At 62.1% G+C, this 17,211-nt stretch carries 9 protein-coding genes and 1 tRNA gene; 8 read left to right on the plus strand and 2 right to left on the minus strand.

From position 1 onward, the window contains the following. Positions 1-125: 125 nt before the first annotated feature. Both carB and BLR80_RS04345 read left to right on the plus strand, forming a co-directional pair. Positions 126-3,335, plus strand: a complete 3,210-nt coding sequence (carB, locus tag BLR80_RS04340; RefSeq protein ID WP_092076650.1) for a carbamoyl-phosphate synthase large subunit — start codon at positions 126-128, stop codon at positions 3,333-3,335. A 115-nt stretch (positions 3,336-3,450) separates the two neighbouring features. Next, a tRNA-Pro gene (locus BLR80_RS04345) sits at positions 3,451-3,527 on the plus strand. A gap of 242 nt (positions 3,528-3,769) precedes the next feature. On the opposite strand, the gene htpG is transcribed toward BLR80_RS04345, so the two are convergent. Continuing rightward, a complete protein-coding gene (gene htpG, locus BLR80_RS04350) occupies positions 3,770-5,677 on the minus strand; it encodes a molecular chaperone HtpG (RefSeq protein WP_092076652.1) in 1,908 nt (635 codons plus the stop codon). A gap of 105 nt (positions 5,678-5,782) precedes the next feature. After that, a complete protein-coding gene (locus tag BLR80_RS04355) occupies positions 5,783-8,572 on the minus strand; it encodes an EAL domain-containing protein (protein ID WP_092076654.1) in 2,790 nt (929 codons plus the stop codon). Positions 8,573-8,869: 297 nt separating this feature from the next. Between BLR80_RS04355 and BLR80_RS04360 the strand changes: the two genes are divergently transcribed. The 6 genes from BLR80_RS04360 (at position 8,870) to BLR80_RS04385 (ending at position 17,169) form a co-directional block, all read left to right on the plus strand. Beyond that, positions 8,870-10,162: a DUF945 family protein gene (locus BLR80_RS04360; RefSeq protein WP_171906307.1), complete on the plus strand. Its 1,293-nt coding sequence runs from the start codon at positions 8,870-8,872 to the stop codon at positions 10,160-10,162. A gap of 235 nt (positions 10,163-10,397) precedes the next feature. Continuing rightward, entirely contained in the window at positions 10,398-10,985 is a 588-nt protein-coding gene (gene plsY, locus BLR80_RS04365) for a glycerol-3-phosphate 1-O-acyltransferase PlsY (RefSeq protein WP_092076658.1), read from the plus strand. Then, positions 10,957-12,003, plus strand: coding sequence for an endolytic transglycosylase MltG (gene mltG, locus BLR80_RS04370; protein WP_171906308.1), 1,047 nt, complete (start codon positions 10,957-10,959; stop codon positions 12,001-12,003). The genes plsY and mltG overlap by 29 nt, the downstream gene beginning before the upstream one ends. Before the next feature lie 304 nt (positions 12,004-12,307). Next, positions 12,308-12,994: a PTS sugar transporter subunit IIA gene (locus BLR80_RS04375; protein WP_092076662.1), complete on the plus strand. Its 687-nt coding sequence runs from the start codon at positions 12,308-12,310 to the stop codon at positions 12,992-12,994. Between the two features lie 190 nt (positions 12,995-13,184). Beyond that, positions 13,185-15,185 (plus strand): proton-conducting transporter transmembrane domain-containing protein, encoded by a 2,001-nt coding sequence (locus BLR80_RS04380; RefSeq protein WP_171906309.1) that lies wholly within the window; start codon positions 13,185-13,187, stop codon positions 15,183-15,185. A gap of 4 nt (positions 15,186-15,189) precedes the next feature. Then, complete coding sequence (locus BLR80_RS04385) at positions 15,190-17,169, plus strand: proton-conducting transporter transmembrane domain-containing protein (protein WP_092076666.1); 1,980 nt, start codon at positions 15,190-15,192, stop codon at positions 17,167-17,169. Positions 17,170-17,211: the final 42 nt, after the last annotated feature.

A 17,211-nucleotide genomic window follows, 5' to 3' on the forward strand; every position in this document is an offset into this window, starting at 1 on the left:
GTGACCAGGGGGTTTTTGGTTTTCAGGGTGCGGGTGCGGTGGTTGCGTCGCAAGCGCTTTTCTGCGATATTCCCCGCAACAGCCGCCGGTACAATGGGGTGCCGGCCAACACGGAGTGAAGAATTATGCCGCAACGAAGCGACGTAAAAACCGTTCTGATTATCGGTTCTGGCCCCATCATCATCGGCCAGGCTTGCGAGTTTGATTATTCCGGTACCCAGGCATGCAAAGCCTTGCGCAAGCTAGGTTACCGCATTGTGCTGGTCAATTCCAATCCGGCCACCATCATGACCGATCCGGTGATGGCCGATGCGACTTACATCGAACCGCTTAATGTTGCCAGTCTGACCAAGATCATCGAAAAGGAACGGCCCGACGCGTTGCTGCCCAATCTGGGCGGGCAGACAGCCCTGAATCTGGCCAGCGAGCTGGCGCGTCAGGGCGTGCTTGATCGTTACGGCGTGCGGGTGATCGGTGTCAATCTTGACGCCATCAAGCGCGGCGAGGACCGTGAAACCTTCAAGCAGACGATGCAGCGTCTTGGCATCGAAACGCCGCGCAGTGAAATCGCCACCACGTTGGAGGAAGCCCTGCGGCTGGTGGAGGGTATCGGTCTGCCGGTGGTGATCCGGCCAGCCTATACCATGGGTGGCACCGGCGGCGGCTTCGCCTACAACCTGGAGGAGTTTGAAACCATTGTCAGCCGTGGTTTGGCGGCCAGCCCGGTGAGCCAGGTGCTGATCGAGGAATCCATCCTGGGGTGGGAGGAGCTGGAGCTGGAGGTGGTGCGCGACGCCAAGGGACAGAAGATTACGGTCTGCTTCATTGAGAACGTCGATGCTGTCGGTGTCCACACCGGCGATTCCTTCTGCACCGCACCCATGCTGACCATCGCTGCCGACCTGCAGCAGCAGTTGCAGGAGGCCGCCTATCGCATCGTCGATGCCATCGAGGTGATCGGTGGTACCAACGTTCAGTTTGCTTATGATCCTGCCAGCGGCCGGGTGGTGGTCATTGAAATCAACCCGCGTACCTCACGCTCATCGGCCCTGGCCTCCAAGGCGACGGGTTTTCCCATTGCCCTGGTGTCGGCTCAGCTGGCTGCCGGCCTGACCCTGGACGAGATTCCCTACTGGCGTGATGGCACGCTGGAGAAATACAGCCCGTCCGGTGAGTATGTGGTGGTCAAGTTTGCCCGCTGGGCCTTTGAGAAGTTCAAGGGGGTGCAGGATCGTCTCGGTACCCAGATGCGCGCCGTTGGCGAGGTCATGAGCATCGGCAAGAACTACAAGGAGGCGCTGCAGAAGGCCATACGCTCGCTTGAAATTGGTCGTTACGGCCTCGGTTTTGCCGCCGATTTCCACCACAAAAGTCTCGACGAACTGTTGGCATTGCTGGCCGAACCATCCAGCGAGCGCCAGTTCATCCTCTACGAGGCCTTGCGCAAGGGCGCCGATATCGCGTTGCTCTACCGCAAGACCCATATCAAACCCTGGTTTCTGCAGCAGATGCGTGAACTGGTGGAGCTGGAGGAACAGCTTCTGCACCACCGCGGCAGTCTGCCGCCCGATGCCCTGTTGCTGCAGGCCAAGCGTGACGGTTTTGCCGATCGCTATCTGGCTCAATTGCTTGGATTGAGCGAAAAGGCCGTGCGCCAGCGGCGGCTGGAACTGGGATTACACCAGGCCTGGGAGGCGGTGCCGGTCAGCGGGGTGGAGAATGCCGCCTATTATTATTCGACCTACAACGCACCAGACAGCGTCAGTGTGTCGGACAAACGCAAGATTCTGGTGCTGGGTGGTGGTCCCAACCGCATCGGCCAGGGCATCGAGTTTGATTATTGCTGCGTCCATACGGCCCTGGCCCTGCGTGAGGCCGGCTATGAAACCCTGATGATCAACTGTAACCCCGAGACGGTGTCAACGGACTATGACACCTCCGACAAACTCTATTTCGAACCGCTGACTGTAGAGGATGTGCTGTCGATCTACCACAAGGAGCAGCCCGAGGCCGTGGTGGTGCAGTTTGGCGGTCAGACGCCGCTGAACATTGCCCGTGAACTGGAAGAGGCTGGTGTGCCCATTCTGGGCACCAGCCCGGCCACCATTGATCTGGCCGAGGATCGCGAGCAGTTCAATGCCCTGATGGAGAAGCTGGCCATCCCCCAGCCGCCGTCAGGCATGGCCCGCACCGAGGAACAGGCTCTCAGTATTGCCGAGCGTATCGGTTATCCCCTCATTGTGCGGCCGTCCTATGTTCTGGGCGGGCGGGCCATGGAGGTGGTGCATGATGAGGTCATGCTGCGTGAATACCTGAGCAAGGCTGTGCAGGTGTCGCCCGAGCGGCCCATTCTGGTGGATCGCTTTTTGCACAATGCCATCGAGGTCGAGGCTGACGCCATCGCCGATGGTGAGGATGCCTTTGTGCCAGCGGTGATGCAGCACATCGAGCTGGCCGGTGTCCATTCCGGTGATTCGGCCTGCGTGCTGCCGCCAGTGAGCTTGACCGACGCCCAGATGGCCACCATCGAGGAATATACCCGCACCATTGCCGTGGCCATGGGCGTGGTTGGCCTGCTCAACATTCAGTACGCCATCGCCGAGGGCAAGGTCTATATTCTTGAAGCCAACCCGCGCGCCAGCCGTACGGTACCGCTGGTGTCGAAGGTTTGTGACATTCCCATGCCGCGCCTGGCCGTGCGCGCCATGCTGGGCGAAAAGTTGGCCCAGCAGGGCTTGGTGCGCAAGCAGTACCGCCATGTCGGTGTCAAGGAGGCGGTGTTCCCCTTTGCCATGTTCCCGGAGGTTGACCCGCTGCTGGGACCGGAGATGCGTTCCACCGGCGAGGTGCTGGGTCTGGCCGACAATTTCGGCCTGGCCTATTACAAGGCCCAGGAAGCTGCCGGCTCACCGCTACCACTGGAAGGTACCGTGCTGCTGACCGTGGCCGAAGAGGACCGCGCCGATGCGCTGATCGCCGCGCGGCTGTTTGTCGAGCTGGGTTTTGAACTGCGCGCCACCGCTGGCACCTGTGCCTATCTGAAGCAGCATGGCATTGAGGCCCGCAGTATCCTGAAACTGCACGAAGGCCGGCCCAATATTGCCGACGCCATCAAGAATGGCGAAATCCAGTTGGTCATCAATACCCCGGTCGGTCGCCGCAGCCTGCATGATGATTCCTATATCCGCAAGGCGGCTATCCGTTATCGCGTGCCCTACATTACCACCATCGCCGCCGCCCTGGCTGCCGCCCGGGGCATCACCGCCCGCCGTCGTGGCTTGGGGCGTCTGCGCAGCCTGCAGGAATACCACGCCACCATGACGGCGCCGGAATAGTTTTTGCTGCCAGGGCAAAAAGAATCTTGCCTTCGGTCGGTGGTTATGGTAGTAATCTGCCTCGGTTTTGGGCTGTCGCCAAAGGCCAGGTTCAGAATCCGTCAGTTGATCGTATCGGGATGTAGCGCAGTCTGGTAGCGCACCTGCTTCGGGAGCAGGGGGCCGGAGGTTCAAATCCTCTCATCCCGACCAATAATATCAAGCACTTAGGTCGCCCTGAAAAGGGCGGCCTTTTTGCTTTGGGGCTGCAGCGGTTTTCTTGTGCTCCTGCCGTGCCCGTTTGTTCTCCCCGGTTGATGGCAAATATCCTGGCGATACCTATCGGAACGCTTCCGGAATCAGCGTTTTGAAGAACACCGCCACCAGCAACGCCCCGTAACCTGATGGTTGCGGGGCGTTGCTGGTTCGTGTCGAAGTGTTAAGGGGCTGCTGCGTCAGATGCCGCTGTGCTCGGCCATCAGCTTGGCCAGGCTGCGGGCGAAGGCGGCCGGGTTGCGCGGCGCCTCGCCTTCGAGCAGCAGGGCCTGATCGTACAGCAGGCCGGTATATTCCTTCAGTCGCGGGCTGTCCGGTGTCTGACTGAACAGCTCTTTCATGCGGCCGATCAGCTCATGGTCGGGATTGACCTCCAGCACACGCTGGCCCTTAGGCACCTCCTGCCCCATGGCCTGGAACATGCGGGCCATCTTGGGGTCGAGATCGTGCTCGCCGGCCACCAGGCAAACGGCGGAATCCTTCAGCCGGCCCGACAGGCGCACCTCGCTGACCAGGTCCTTGAGTTCGTCCTGCATCAGGCCGAGCAGGTCGCTGAAGGCTTTTTTCTTCTCTTCTTTTTCATCCTTGTCGCCGTCACCGAGATCCAGATCGCCTTTGAGCGCCGACTGAAAATCCTTTTCCTTATAGGCTCCCAGGCCACTGATGATGATGTCGTCGAAGTCGTCGGTCATGATCAGTACTTCGATATTTTTGGCCCTGAACACCTCCAGGTAGGGCGAAGCTTCGGCACTGGCGCGGTCGCTGGCAGTGATGTAGTAGATTTCCTTCTGTTCCGGCTGCATGCGCTCGATGTATTCGGCCAGGGTGGTTTTCTGGCCGACCTCGGTTGCGGTTGATTCGAACAGCAGCAGCTCGGCGATGGTTTCACGCCGTTCGAAATCGTGGTGGATGCCCTCCTTGAGAATGCGCCCGAATTCGGCATAGAAGGTGGCGTAGGCCTCCGGCTCGTCCTTCTTCATGTCGGCCAGGCTGTCGAGTACCTTTTTGGTCAGGCTTTTCTTGATGCGGTTGACCACCTGGTTGTCCTGCAACATCTCACGGCTGACGTTGAGTGGCAGGTCGGAGGATTCGACCACACCGCGAACGAAGCGTAGCCAGGTCGGCAGCATGGCCTCGCAGTGATCCATGATCTGCACCCGGCGGACGTAGAGGGTCGGACCAATCTTGTAGTCCTGGTAGAAGATGTCGTAGGGCCGTTTCGAGGGCAGGTAGAGCAGGGCGGAAAATTCCGTGGTGCCCTCGGCGCGGTAATGGATGATCCTGGCCGGATCGCTGAAATCGTGGGAGATGTGTTTGTAGAACTCGTTGTATTCCTCGCTGCTGATTTCGGTTTTGTCCTTGAGCCAGATGGCCTTGCGGGAGTTGAGTGTCTCCTCGACGGTTTCACTGATGGTTTTTTCGGCATCGTCGGGGTCGGGTTTGCTGCGGCTGACGTTCATGACGATGGGATATTCGATGAAATCCGAGTACTGCTTGACGATCTTGCGCAGCTCCCATTCTTCCAGATACTGTTTGGCGTCGTCCTTCAGCCTGAGAATGACGTCGGTACCCCTGGCGGGCTTGTCGGCGACATCCATGCTGTAGCTGCCGTCGGCGTCGGATTGCCACAGCAGCGCCTGATCGGCAGCGGCACCGGCCTTGCGAGTCAGCACGCTGACCTGGTCGGCCACCATGAAGGCGGAATAAAAACCGACGCCGAACTGGCCGATCAGTTCAGGATTATCCTTGACCTCGCGGCTTTCCAGCATCTTCATGAACTCGCGGGTGCCCGAGTGGGCGATGGTGCCCAGAGCCTCGGCCGCTTCGTCGCGGGTCATACCGATGCCGTTGTCGCGCACCGTCAGAGTACCGGCTTCTTTATCGGCGATGAGCTCAATCTTCCAATCGTCGCCGCCCTCCAGCAGGCTGTTGTCGGTCAGGGACTGGTAGCGGGCCTTGTCGATGGCGTCGGAGGCGTTGGAAAGCAGCTCGCGCAGAAAAATATCCTTGTGCGAGTAAAGCGAATGGATCATCAGTTCGAGGATCTTGTTGACCTCGGCCTTGAACGGGTGCTTCTGTGCCGTCATGGGCGAAATTCCTCCTGGGTTGGGGGTTGAACGAACCGTCGGCAAGATAGGCAGCATGCCCGGCGATGTCAACCGCAGGCGGTTGGAAAAGGGCCAGGCACGGGTTTACCCCTGCTGCGACCGTGCCAGCAGTTCGGTGATGGCTTCGACCGGCAGCGGCTTGTGGAAGTAGTAGCCCTGTACCTGGTCGCAGCCAATCTGGCGCAGAAAGCGCAGCTGTATTTCGGTTTCGACCCCTTCGGCCACCGCCTGCAATCCCAGGCTGTGGGCGATGGAGACGATACTGGTGGCGACGGCTTCAGCACTGCGATCCTCGCCCAGATCGTCGACAAAGGAGCGGTCGATTTTGAGCACATCCAGCGGGAAACGGCGCAGATAGTTGAGGGAGGAGTAGCCGGTGCCAAAATCGTCCAGGGCAATGCGCACACCGTATTGCTTGAGTTGTTCCATGATCTGCACCGCCGCCAGGGGCTTCTTCATGATCAGGCCCTCGGTCAGTTCCACCTCCAGCAGACCAGCGGCAACGCCGCAGTCCTGCAGTTGGTCGTGAATCTGACAGGCCAGATCGGCCCGCTCAAACTGGCGAGCCGACAGGTTGATGGCCACCGTTACCGGCTGTAGACCGTTTCGCTGCCAGTCGGCGATCTGACGGCAGACCGTGTCGAGTACCCAGCTGCCGATCTCGCCGATCAGGCCGGTCTGCTCGGCTACTGGAATGAACAGGGCCGGTGAAATCAGCCCTTTTTCAGGATGACGCCAGCGCAGCAGGGCCTCCATGCCGATGAGCTGGCCAGTGGCGCAGGCCACCTTGGGCTGGTAATGCAGCAGCAACTGGTCGCGCGTCAGGGCGTAGCGCAGATCCGATTCGATTTCGAGGGTTTCCGCCATCCGCTGATCCATCGCCGGATCGAAACTGCACAGGCAGTTGCCGCTTTCCTTGGCCCGGTACATGGCCAGATCGGCGTGGCGGATCAGCTCGGCGCAGCTGTCGCCATGAGCCGGATACTGGCTCAGACCGATGCTGGCCGTCACCAGAATCTCCCGCTGCTGGATGCGGATGGGGTTGGCGATAGCCCGGCGAATACTTTCGGCCAGATCGACAATGGTGGCATCGCTGTTGACCTCGGGGAACAGCACGACGAACTCGTCGCCGCCCAGCCGCGCTACCGTATCCGATTCCCGCACGGCGCCGCGCAGGCGTTCAGCCACCTGCAGCAGCAGCTGGTCACCGATATCGTGACCGAGGCTGTCGTTGACGATTTTGAAGCGATCGAGGTCCAGTAACAGCAGAAACACCTGCTGGCGCTGGCGTTTGGCCTTGAGGATGGCCTGATCGGTGCGATCGTGCAGCAGCAGGCGGTTGGCCAGGCCGGTGAGGCTGTCGTGGGTGGCCAGATACTCAAACTGCAGGGCGCTGTTTTTTTCGTCGCTGATGTCTTCGCCCAGCATTAGAAAATGACTGAGCTGGCCCTGCTGGTCGTAAACCGGAGAAAAGCTGCTGCGTTCCCAGTAGGTCGAACCGTTTTTGCGCTGCGCCAGTCGCTCTTCGGTCCAGTCGGCGGGAACAATTCCGGTCGCCGCACCATTCTGGCGAAAGTCCGCGATGTGGCGCCTGAGAAACTGATGGACCGGGTTGTCGGACCGTTGCAGGTCGGCCAGCCGGTAGCCCTTTTGCACGCTGAAGTAGCGGTTGATGTATTGCGGCACACCTTGGAGGTCGGTGATGAGAATGGCGATGGGGCTCTGTTCGATGGCCTGCAGCAGCAGGAAGGATTGTCGGGCATGGGCATGCAGGTCCGTGACATCCTTGAACATGCCGAGAAACAGCTGCCGGCCATCGAGTTCCAGCCGGCGCGTCTGAATCTCCACCTCGCGGATCTGACCGCTTTTGGTGAGCAACTGGGCATTGAGGATATTGCCCTGTGGTGCCTGACGGCGGGCGACGAAGTCTTCCGTCAGGCCTTCCGGAGTGGTCGCCTCGGGGTGCAGGATGCTCTGTTTCTGACCGATCAGCTCGGCCGGACTGCGTTCCACCAGCCGTGCCAGACAGGGGTTGCAGTCGAGGATTTCGCCGCTGGCGGTATCGGCCAGGCCGAAGCCGATCTCCATTTCGTTGAACAGCAGGCGGTATTTGCGCTCCGACTGCTCAACGGCGCTGCGGGCCTGTTCCACTTCACGGATGCGGGCATCGACCACGCGCTTGAAATAAAGGAAGAACAGCAGACCCAGCAGCCACAGAATGGCCAGATGAATGGTGCCGAGGCGGGTGAGCTGGGCCTGAATGGCCTGATAGGGGCGCAGCGGAATGGAGACGCTGATGCCGCCACGTTGCTCGCCGGCCTGATAGCCCTGGCAGGCATGGCATTTCAGGCAGGGTACCTCGGTAATCATCGGCCGCATCAGGCGCAGATAGGGTGCACCGTCGATCTCGGCGACACTCAGGGTTTCCGGCACGCCCTGGGCGAAGGCTTCCAGACTGGCGCGTTCCCAGGCATCGGGGGCATTTTCCGGCCGCAGGGGCTTGCGGCTGGTGATATGGCCGCGGTTGCCGTACTGTTCGGTGGCCAGTTCGTGGACCTGGCGGGTCATGTAGGCCGGGTTGACCAGGGTCAGGGGTTTGCCGGTGCTGGTGGTGATGTCGCGCTCGGGCAGATGCGCCAGATAGGGATTGGCCGGGGTGTAAGCACTCGTGCTGACATAGACGCCACCCTGGCGCGCGACCCAGCGGCGGTAGACCAGGTCCTTGTTGTAGCTACCGATGGCTTCAGCTCGGGCCATGTCCAGGACCGCTTGCCGGTGGTGCTGCTGTTGCTGGTAGCCGAGCAGCAGAATCAGGCCGGTCCAGAGAATCAGGCCCAGGGGCCAGAGGATCCTGAGAGCTTTGGCGGATTCCATGGGGCGGTCCCTCCGAAATCGATCAAGCCGGCGGTGTGGCGCCACGAGCCGGCGACTGTACCCGATTAAAATAATATTTATTATTGTTTTAATTATGGAGCGGTTCAGCAGTATAGCATGGAATATGATCATCGCAGAACAAACGGAGGCCGGAGAAAATTAGAATGCTTGCTTTTTCCGTTGGCTCCAATAATTCTGGCAATCTTGGTCAGGGCATGAGGGTTCCATGGCGCCTCAGCAGCTCCTGTTGTTTCTTTCACTTCTCTACGGACGTTTTTGGAAAAGGAAGACATGACGATGAAATTTGTGAAGCCTGTAGTCGCTGTTGTCCTGCTGGTTGGTTGTGCCGCAGTGGGGCTGCTGTACTATCAGACGAGCCGGCATGTGCCGCAGCTGAAGGAATGGGTGGCGGCTGTCAATGAAGAGGGAACCCTGGCGGTGCAGCTGCGCCGGGTGGAATCGGGCCTGTTTTCAACGCTTGCGGAAACTGCCATCACGGTGGGAGAGGGTGAATTACTGCTCAATCACCGGTTGAGCTCCGGTTTGACCGGCACGACAATTCATTCGTCCTTTGCTCTGGATGATCCGGCGACGGCGGCCCTGTTGCGCGAATTGGATATTCAGGGCCTGTCGGCGGCGACCCTGACCACTCAGGTTGGTGTTGGCGGCTTTGATTCGGTTGCGGCCGTGCCCGCCCTGGCGGTTGCGCTGGATGAAACGACAGAATTGAACGTGGCGCCCGCCACTGTGCACTTCCGGCAGCAGGGTTCGGCCAGTCAGGCGCGGCTTCAGTTGCCCGAGATTTGCCTGACCGAGGGGTCAACAACCCTGCGCTGTACCAATCTGGTTGCCGATTCGCGCCAGCCCGACAAGGAGAATCCTCTGGTGGGTGAGGGGACGCTGCAGCTGGAGCGGATTGCTCTGACGGATGCGGCACAGCCACTGCAGCTGGAGGCACGTGGGCTGCAGTTGAACGCCGAGACCCGCCTTGAGCCGAGCTTTGTCAGCTCGGCGCGATACCAGATGGCTCTGGTGCAGGTCGGGACGCTTCCGCTCACGGATATTGACCTGCAAACGACGCTGCGGGATCTGGATGGCGCCGCGCTGAACCGGCTGCTGACCTGGCAGCAGCAGTGTGCGACGGCCGATGAGGATCGCCTGCCGGCGCTGGTCGATCAGGCCGTGCCGCTGTTGGTGGATATTCTCGATGACAGACCATCGCTGGAAATCAATAACCTGGCCGTGACCGTTGATGCTGCGGTGCTGCAAGGTTCCGGCAAGGCGACGCTGGAGGATATCGAAACCCTGCTGGCCTCGGGTTTCAGCGATTTTTCGCGGCTGGGTTGCGCCGAAGGGCAGCTGCGGTTTTCTTCGCAGCTGGTGGAGAAAATGGCGACGCTGTTTGTGGTGCTGCAGGGTCTTGAGACGGCAGAACAGGCGCCGTCGGCGGAGGCGGTGGCCCAAGTCAGAGACCAGCTGCAGGGTTTTATTGATCAGAGCCCGTTTTTTACCAAAACGGCCGAGGGCTATCAGACGGCGGTTCGCTATCGGGATGCGCAGCTGGAGGTGAACGGCAAGCGGCTCTTGTGAACCTGCCGTGGTGGGGTGACAGGGGTCTCCTGGTGCCTGCAGAGGCAGGATAACCGCTGGCCTGCGGGGCAGGACTTGCCGCCCCTTGATTTTTGGGCCGGACTGTGCGACAAGAGCTCCGTTTCCGGTGGGGAGACGTTCCGGGCCTGCTGCCCGTGTTTTTCTGCAAAAAGGCATCGGTTTCTCCGGTGCCTTTTTGCATGGAGCCTTCTTGCTCAGGGAGTTTCAGGGGACGATGATGTCTGTTTTTGTGGTGACGCTGGCCTATCTCATTGGAAGCATCCCCTGTGGGGTGTTGCTGACCCGTTTGGCTGGCGCCGGCGATGTGCGGCGCCAGGGCAGCGGCAATATCGGTGCCACCAATGTTTACCGGGTGGCCGGCAAACGGCTGGGAGTGCTGACGCTGGTTGCCGATATGCTCAAGGGCCTGCTGCCGTTGCTGCTGCTGCAGGCGCTGGGGCGGCAGGACGAGGTCTTGCTGGCTCTGGTGGCCCTGGCTCTGTTTATCGGCCATTGCTATCCGCTTTATCTGGGCTTCAAGGGCGGCAAGGGTGTGGCCACGGCGCTGGGTATTTTTCTGGTGCTGTCACCCGTCAGCGTGGTGCTGGCGCTGCTGCTCTTCGCCGCCGTGCTGTGGCGTTTCCGCTATGTGTCGCTGGCTTCCATCAGCGCCGCGGCGCTGATGCCGTTGCTGGTGCTGGCCTTCGAGCGCTCGACGCTGCTGTTCGGCGTGACGCTGCTGATCGCCGCCGGCGTGATCTACCGGCATCGCTCCAATATTGAACGGCTGCGGCGTGGCACGGAAAACCGTTTCACCTTTTGATAATGCGGTTGTGCCCGGCCGTCGCGGGCCGCGCCGTCTGCTGCTGGCGATCCTGACCCTGTCGTTGGCGGTCACGCTGCTGGCGACCCTGGCTTTGTGGGAGGTCCACCGGCCGGTAGTGCTGACCGCGCCCTGTGACCTGACCATTACAGCCGGCCAGTCGTTGCCGGCCATTGCCCGGCAGTTGCAGCGCGCCGGCGTCATCCGGTCAGCGCCGTTGTTTGTGGCGCTGGCCCGCTGGCAGGGCGTGGCTGGCCATTTGCAGGCCGGCAGTTACCGCTTCGAGGGTGGCTTGACGGCGGTCGCGGTGCTCGATCGCCTCAGCCGCGGGGCCGTGCAACTTGTGCGCTGCACCCTGCCCGAGGGCTTGACGGCGCGCGAGACCATCGCTCGGCTGGCCGCAGCCGGTCTGGGCAGCGCCGAGCGGTTTGCCGCCTTGCTGGCCGATGCCGAGTTCATCCGCTCGCTGGAGTTGGAAGCGCCCAGTCTCGAAGGCTATCTGTTTCCCGAAACCTACTATTTCGCGGCCGGTACGCCGGAGCCGGCGATTCTGGCTACGCTGGTACGTCAGCTGCGTCAGCAGCTTGATGAGGAGCTGCGTCAGGCCGCCGCCGATCAGGGGCTTGATCTGCACCAGTGGCTGACGCTGGCTTCCATTGTGCAGAAGGAAAGCGGTCTGACCGAGGAAATGCCCCGCATTGCCGCCGTTTTTCACAACCGCTTGCGGCTGGGCATGCCGCTGCAGGCCGATCCGACGGTGATCTACGGTCTGGAAGGCTTCGACGGTAATCTTACCCGCGCGCACCTGCGCACCGATCATCCCTACAATACCTATACCCGCACCCAGCTGCCGCCGGGCCCCATTGCCAATCCGGGCCTGTCTGCCCTGCGTGCCGTGGCCCGACCGGCGACCGAGGATGCTCTCTACTTCGTGGCCCGGGGCGATGGCAGTCATCAGTTTTCCCGTACCCTGCAGGAACACAACCGCGCCGTCCGGCGCTATCAGAAGCGGCACTAACAGGATGTTGAAAAAGTTCCCTCGGGGGCTTTTTCAACGGCACCCATCCATGGGCTTTCTCGTTTCCCCTCTGCCGATTTTCTGCGCTTGCCTGTTTTTTCCCTCTGTTGCTCTGAGTTTTGTGGTGCCGCTGTGTGCTGACCTGCTTGGTCCATGTTTGCTCATGGCTGCGGGCACCGCTGTGTCTGGCCGCCTTGCGTCTGTCCCTGAAAGGGTAAAATCTGCTCGTTGACATCTGTCTCTTTTTGGGCGTAGTGTCCTTAAATGTCCCTTGAGGATGAAAGATGCGTACTGGAGAGTAAAAATGAACCTATCTGTAAAGGACGCGGCCGCCCTGCTGACCGTGTCGGAAAAAACGATTTACCGCTGGATCAAGCAGGATCTCATCCCGGTGTACAAGCTCAACGAAAGTTATCGTTTCAATAAGTCGGAACTGCTCGAATGGGCCCTGTCACGTCGCATGGGCGTGCCAGTGAGCGCCTACGAGGAGCCCGAGAGTCGCACCCTGCCGCTGCCGTCGCTGGTGGAGGCGCTGGAGAATGGCGGGGTGTTTTACCGGATTGAGGGAAACAGTCGTAACGCGGTGCTGAAGAACATGGTGCGCGAACTGCGCCTGCCGCCGGAAACCGACCGCGACTATCTGGAAAAGGCGTTGATCGCGCGGGAAAACCTGGCCTCTACCGGCCTGGGTCAGGGCATCGCCGTGCCCCACCCACGCAATCCGCTGCCGCTGCACCTGAACGAGCCGTCGCTGTCGCTGAGTTTTCTGGAACAGCCGGTGGACTACCAGGCTCTCGATGGTCAGCCGGTCAGTGTGTTGTTCACGCTGCTATCGCCTACGGCGCGCATGCACCTGCATTTGCTGTCGCGGCTGTGTTTCGTGCTGCGTGATGGCGGGTTTCAGGCCGCGCTGCAGCAGGTGGCGACGCGTGAAAATCTGTTTGCTGCCTTGCAGCAGGCTGAAGCCAGTCTGGCCCGGACGGCGCCCTGATGGCAGCGGAAACGCTACGCGAGGGGCATCGGCCAGGGCAGCAATGCTTTTGGCTGGCTGCCGGCAACGGGCCTGTCAGGCAAATGAAGTTGCGGATTGCGCTGCTGGCGTTGTCCAGGCCCGGCGGGGGCTGTTGTCAGCAGTCGGTCCAGTCATGGCGGGAAAGCCTGGGAATGAAAGAGTTGTGGCAATGAATGCCTTGTTGATGGCCATGGGGCTGTTGGTGGTGGGGGCGCTGTTGAGTTTGCTGATCGGCCGGCGGTCAGCGCTCTGCTCCCTGTGCGCGGTGCTGAGCAATCTGCTGGCCAGCGTGCTGGTGGTGCCGCTGGCCGTGCGGGTGCTGGCCGGCAACCTGAAGCTGGATTTCAGTTGGGGTTGGGCGGTGTCGGGTGGCAGCCTGAATCTGCAGCTGGATGCCCTGGCCGCCTGTTTTCTGCTGCCCATTGCGCTGCTCAATGTCTGCTGTGCCCTTTACGGCGCCGGCTATCTGCGCCAGGAAGGCCACCATCGTTCGCTGGCGCCTCACTGGTTTTTCTACAACCTGATGGTGGCGGCCATGCTGCTGGTGGTGCTGGCGGCCAATGCCCTGCTGTTTCTGGCGGCCTGGGAGGTCATGACTTTGGCGTCGTTCTTTCTGGTGGCCTGGGATCATCAGGACGAGGAGGTGCGACGGGCGGCCGGCCTCTATCTGATGGTGGCCCACGGTGGCCTGACCCTGCTGCTGCTGTTCTTTGCCCAGGTTGGTGCCTTAAGTGGCAGTTTCGACTTTGCTGCCTTCGGGCCGCTCCGGCAACTGCCGCCACTGCCGGCGGCGCTGCTGTTTGGCCTGTTGCTGGGCGGGTTCGGGGTCAAGGCCGGGCTGCTGCCCTTGCACATCTGGCTGCCCGGCGCCCATCCGGCGGCGCCCAGTCATGTGTCGGCCATGATGTCGGGCGTGCTGGTTAAAACGGGTTTGTACGGCTTACTGCGGTTTTTGCTGCTGTTGCCGCCGGCGCCGGCCTGGTGGGGCTATTTGCTGGCACTGCTGGGGATCGCCGGCGCGTTGTACGGCATTACCCAGGCTGCGCTACAGAGCGATATCAAACGCTGCTTGGCCTATTCCACGGTGGAAAATCTCGGCATCCTGTTTCTTGGTCTGGGGTTGACGCTGGCGGCGCAGGCCCAGGGGCGCGAGCTGCTGGCGCTGTTGGCCGGTAGTGGCACCCTGCTGCATCTGTGGAATCATGTGCTGTTCAAGGGGCTGATGTTTCTTGGAGCCGGCGCGTTGCTGCAAGCGAGTGGCAGTCGCGACATCAACCGGCTGGGGGGATTGCTGCGGCGCCTGCCGCTGGTGGGGCTGTGCTGGATCGGCGGTGCCCTGGCGCTGAGTGCCGTGCCACCGTTCAACGGCCTGACCGGCGAGGCGCTGCTTTATCTGACCCTGCTGCAGGCGGCCAGCACCCTGCCGGCTGCTATGGCCTTGCCGGCGGTGCTGTTGGTCGGTTTGCTGGCCCTGGTGGGCGCCATCGCCCTGGTGACCTTTGTCCGCCTGATCGGCCTGTCTTTGCTGGGAGCGCCGCGCAGCGCAGCGGCGGCGCAGGCGCGGCAGGTTTCGCCGCTTTTATGGCTGCCGCTGGTGCTGTTGTGTGGGGCCTGTCTTGTGGCCGGCCTGTGGCCAGCCCCCCTGCTGCGGCTGCAGGCGCCGGTGGTGGCGCTGCTGGCGCCGTTGGCGGCCGTCGATTCGCTGCCGGCCAGCGGACTGCAGCTGCCACAGCAGCTGGGCTGCTTTGGCGGTGCGGTGCTGTTGCTGGTACTGGCGGTTGTGGGGCTGCTGCTGGGGTTGCGCCGGCGCCGGCCGTTGCGTTGGCAGCCCACCTGGGGCTGTGGCTATGTGGCGCCCGCTGCACGCCAGTCCTACAGTGCTGCCGGTTTTTCCGAGTTGCTGTTTCGGCGGCTGCTGCCGCGGTTTTTGCAGCCGCGCGTGCAGTTGCAGGCGCCTGCTGAGTTGCTGGCCGGCGCGGCGCGGTTGAACCAGCAGGCGCCGGATCCGTTACTGGAGTCTTCCTGGCTGCCACTCATGCGGCGGCTGGCGCAGGATTGTCAGCGGTTGCGCTGGCTGCAGCAGGGCCAGCTGGCCATCTACCTGCTGTACATCTTTGTCACCAGTGCATTGCTGCTGGTGTGGACCCTGTGGGCGGGGAGGGGAGGATGAGCGGATGATTGTCTTTCTGGTGGGGATTGTTCTGATCGTCGCTTCCGGTCTGGTGGGCCTGCTGCTGCCGCGCCAGGCGCCAGCGGGAGAGCGTCTGGCCTGTGGCCTGACCCTGCTGGGGGTGGCCTGCTGTGCGCTGGCCCTGCCGCAACTGCTGTACAGCGGTGAAACGCTGCGGCAGCCCTGGGCGTTGCCGGCCGGCCAGTTGGTGCTGGCTGTTGATGGCCTGGCGGCGGTTTTCATCGTACCGCTGCTGCTGGTGCTGGCTGCCACGGCGCTCTATGGCTTGGGCTACTGGCCTCAGCGGCATCACCCCACCAGTGGACGAAAGCTGCGCTTGTTCTTTGGTCTGAGCGGCGGCGCCCTGTTGCTGCTGCTGGCCAGTCGTGATGCGATTCTGTTTCTGGTGAGCTGGGAGATCATGGCCCTGGGGGGCTATTTTCTGGTTACCGCCGAGGATGATAAGGCGCTCAGCCGCCAGGCCGGTTATCTCTACCTGATTGCGACCCATAGCGGCACCCTGGCCCTGTTTGCCCTGTTCGCCCTGCTGGAGCAGCTCTCCGGCAGCACCCTGTTTCCCGTGGCTGCCAGTCTGCCGGCCGCGCCACCCGCCCTGTTTGGGCTGGCACTGCTGGGCTTTGGCGTCAAGGCCGGACTGATGCCGCTGCACATCTGGCTGCCGGCCGCTCATGCCGCCGCGCCCAGCCATGCCTCGGCCCTGCTGTCGGGCGTGCTGATCAAAAGCGGTATCTACGGTCTGGTGCGACTGACCTCGTTTTTTGCCACGATCCCGCCCTGGTGGGGCTGGACGTTGCTGGTGCTGGGTACGCTGTCGGCGGTGTTCGGTGTGGTGCTGGCGCTGGCGCAGCACGATATCAAGCGCCTGCTGGCCTATCACAGTGTCGAGAACATCGGCATCATCGCCCTGGGGCTCAGCCTGGCCCTGCTCGGGCGCAGCTATGAGGCGCCGGCGCTGGTGGTGCTGGGGTTGAGTGGCGCTCTGCTGCATACCCTCAACCATGGGTTGTTCAAGTCGCTCTTGTTTCTCAGTGCCGGCGCCGTCATTCAGCGGGTCGGCAGCCGCCGGATGGATGCGTTCGGTGGCCTGTTACGAACAATGCCGCTGACCGGCCTGCTGTTTCTGGGTGCGGCCGTGGCCATTTGCGGTTTGCCGCCGCTCAACGGTTTCATCAGCGAATGGCTGATTTATCTGGGGGCCTTCGAGGCGGTCGACGCCGCTCGGCCATTGCAGGCGGTCCTGCTGGTGGCGCCGGTGCTGGCACTGGTGGGTGGCTTGGCGTTGGCCTGTTTTGTCAAGGTGTTCGGTGTCAGCTTCCTCGGCCAGGCCCGCACGGCGGCGGCCCGGGGGGCGCACGAGGCTTCAGTTTTGTTGCTGGGGCCGATGGCGCTGCTGCTGCTGGCCTGCGGCCTGATCGGTCTGCTGCCACAGCTGCTGGTGCCGCTGTTGCGGCGGGCGGTGCGGGATTGGTGGCCTGGCATTGCTGACCCGGTTTCGGCCAGTCTGACCGATCTGGTGCCACTGGGGGGCGAAATGGCGCCGTTGGCCAGCATCAGTCGGCTGGCCGCGCTGCTGTTGCTGCTGAGCGCCCTGGTCTGGTGGTGGCTGCGCCGGCTGGCGCGGCTGGCGCCGCTCGATCAGCCCACTTGGGGCTGTGGCTATGGCGCAGCGACGCCACGGATGCAGTACAGCGCCAGTTCCTTTGCTGCGCTGCTGGTGGGCCTGTTCCGCTTCAGCCTGGCGACGCGTTGCGAGGGCCGCCAGGTGCGCGGGCTGTTGCCGCCGCGCCAGAGTTTTGCCAGTCACAGTGCCGACCCGGTCCTCGATGGCCTGCTCGGGCCGCTGGCGCGGGGGCTGTGCGGGCTGTTTCAGCAGCTGCGGCGCTGGATTCAGAATGGCCGGCTGGCGGCTTACCTGCTGTATGTTGCCGTTACGCTGCTGGTGCTACTGTTTCTGACCCGCTAACGGGCCGTTGCGCTTGCCGCTGCCCGTGACGGGCAAGTGGCA

This window comes from Desulfuromonas thiophila (genome assembly GCF_900101955.1).
Classification (GTDB): Bacteria; Desulfobacterota; Desulfuromonadia; order Desulfuromonadales; family Desulfuromonadaceae; genus Pseudodesulfuromonas; species Pseudodesulfuromonas thiophila.

Excerpts from the sequence above, each read along its gene's own strand:
- carB (WP_092076650.1), top strand. The coding sequence starts at position 126 with ATGCCGCAACGAAGCGACGTAAAAACCGTTCTGATTATCGGTTCTGGC.
- BLR80_RS04375 (WP_092076662.1), top strand. The coding sequence starts at position 12,308 with ATGAACCTATCTGTAAAGGACGCGGCCGCCCTGCTGACCGTGTCGGAA.
- BLR80_RS04355 (WP_092076654.1), bottom strand. The coding sequence starts at position 8,572 with ATGGAATCCGCCAAAGCTCTCAGGATCCTCTGGCCCCTGGGCCTGATT.
- plsY (WP_092076658.1), top strand. The coding sequence starts at position 10,398 with ATGATGTCTGTTTTTGTGGTGACGCTGGCCTATCTCATTGGAAGCATC.
- htpG (WP_092076652.1), bottom strand. The coding sequence starts at position 5,677 with ATGACGGCACAGAAGCACCCGTTCAAGGCCGAGGTCAACAAGATCCTC.
- BLR80_RS04385 (WP_092076666.1), top strand. The coding sequence starts at position 15,190 with ATGATTGTCTTTCTGGTGGGGATTGTTCTGATCGTCGCTTCCGGTCTG.
- BLR80_RS04380 (WP_171906309.1), top strand. The coding sequence starts at position 13,185 with ATGAATGCCTTGTTGATGGCCATGGGGCTGTTGGTGGTGGGGGCGCTG.
- BLR80_RS04360 (WP_171906307.1), top strand. The coding sequence starts at position 8,870 with ATGAAATTTGTGAAGCCTGTAGTCGCTGTTGTCCTGCTGGTTGGTTGT.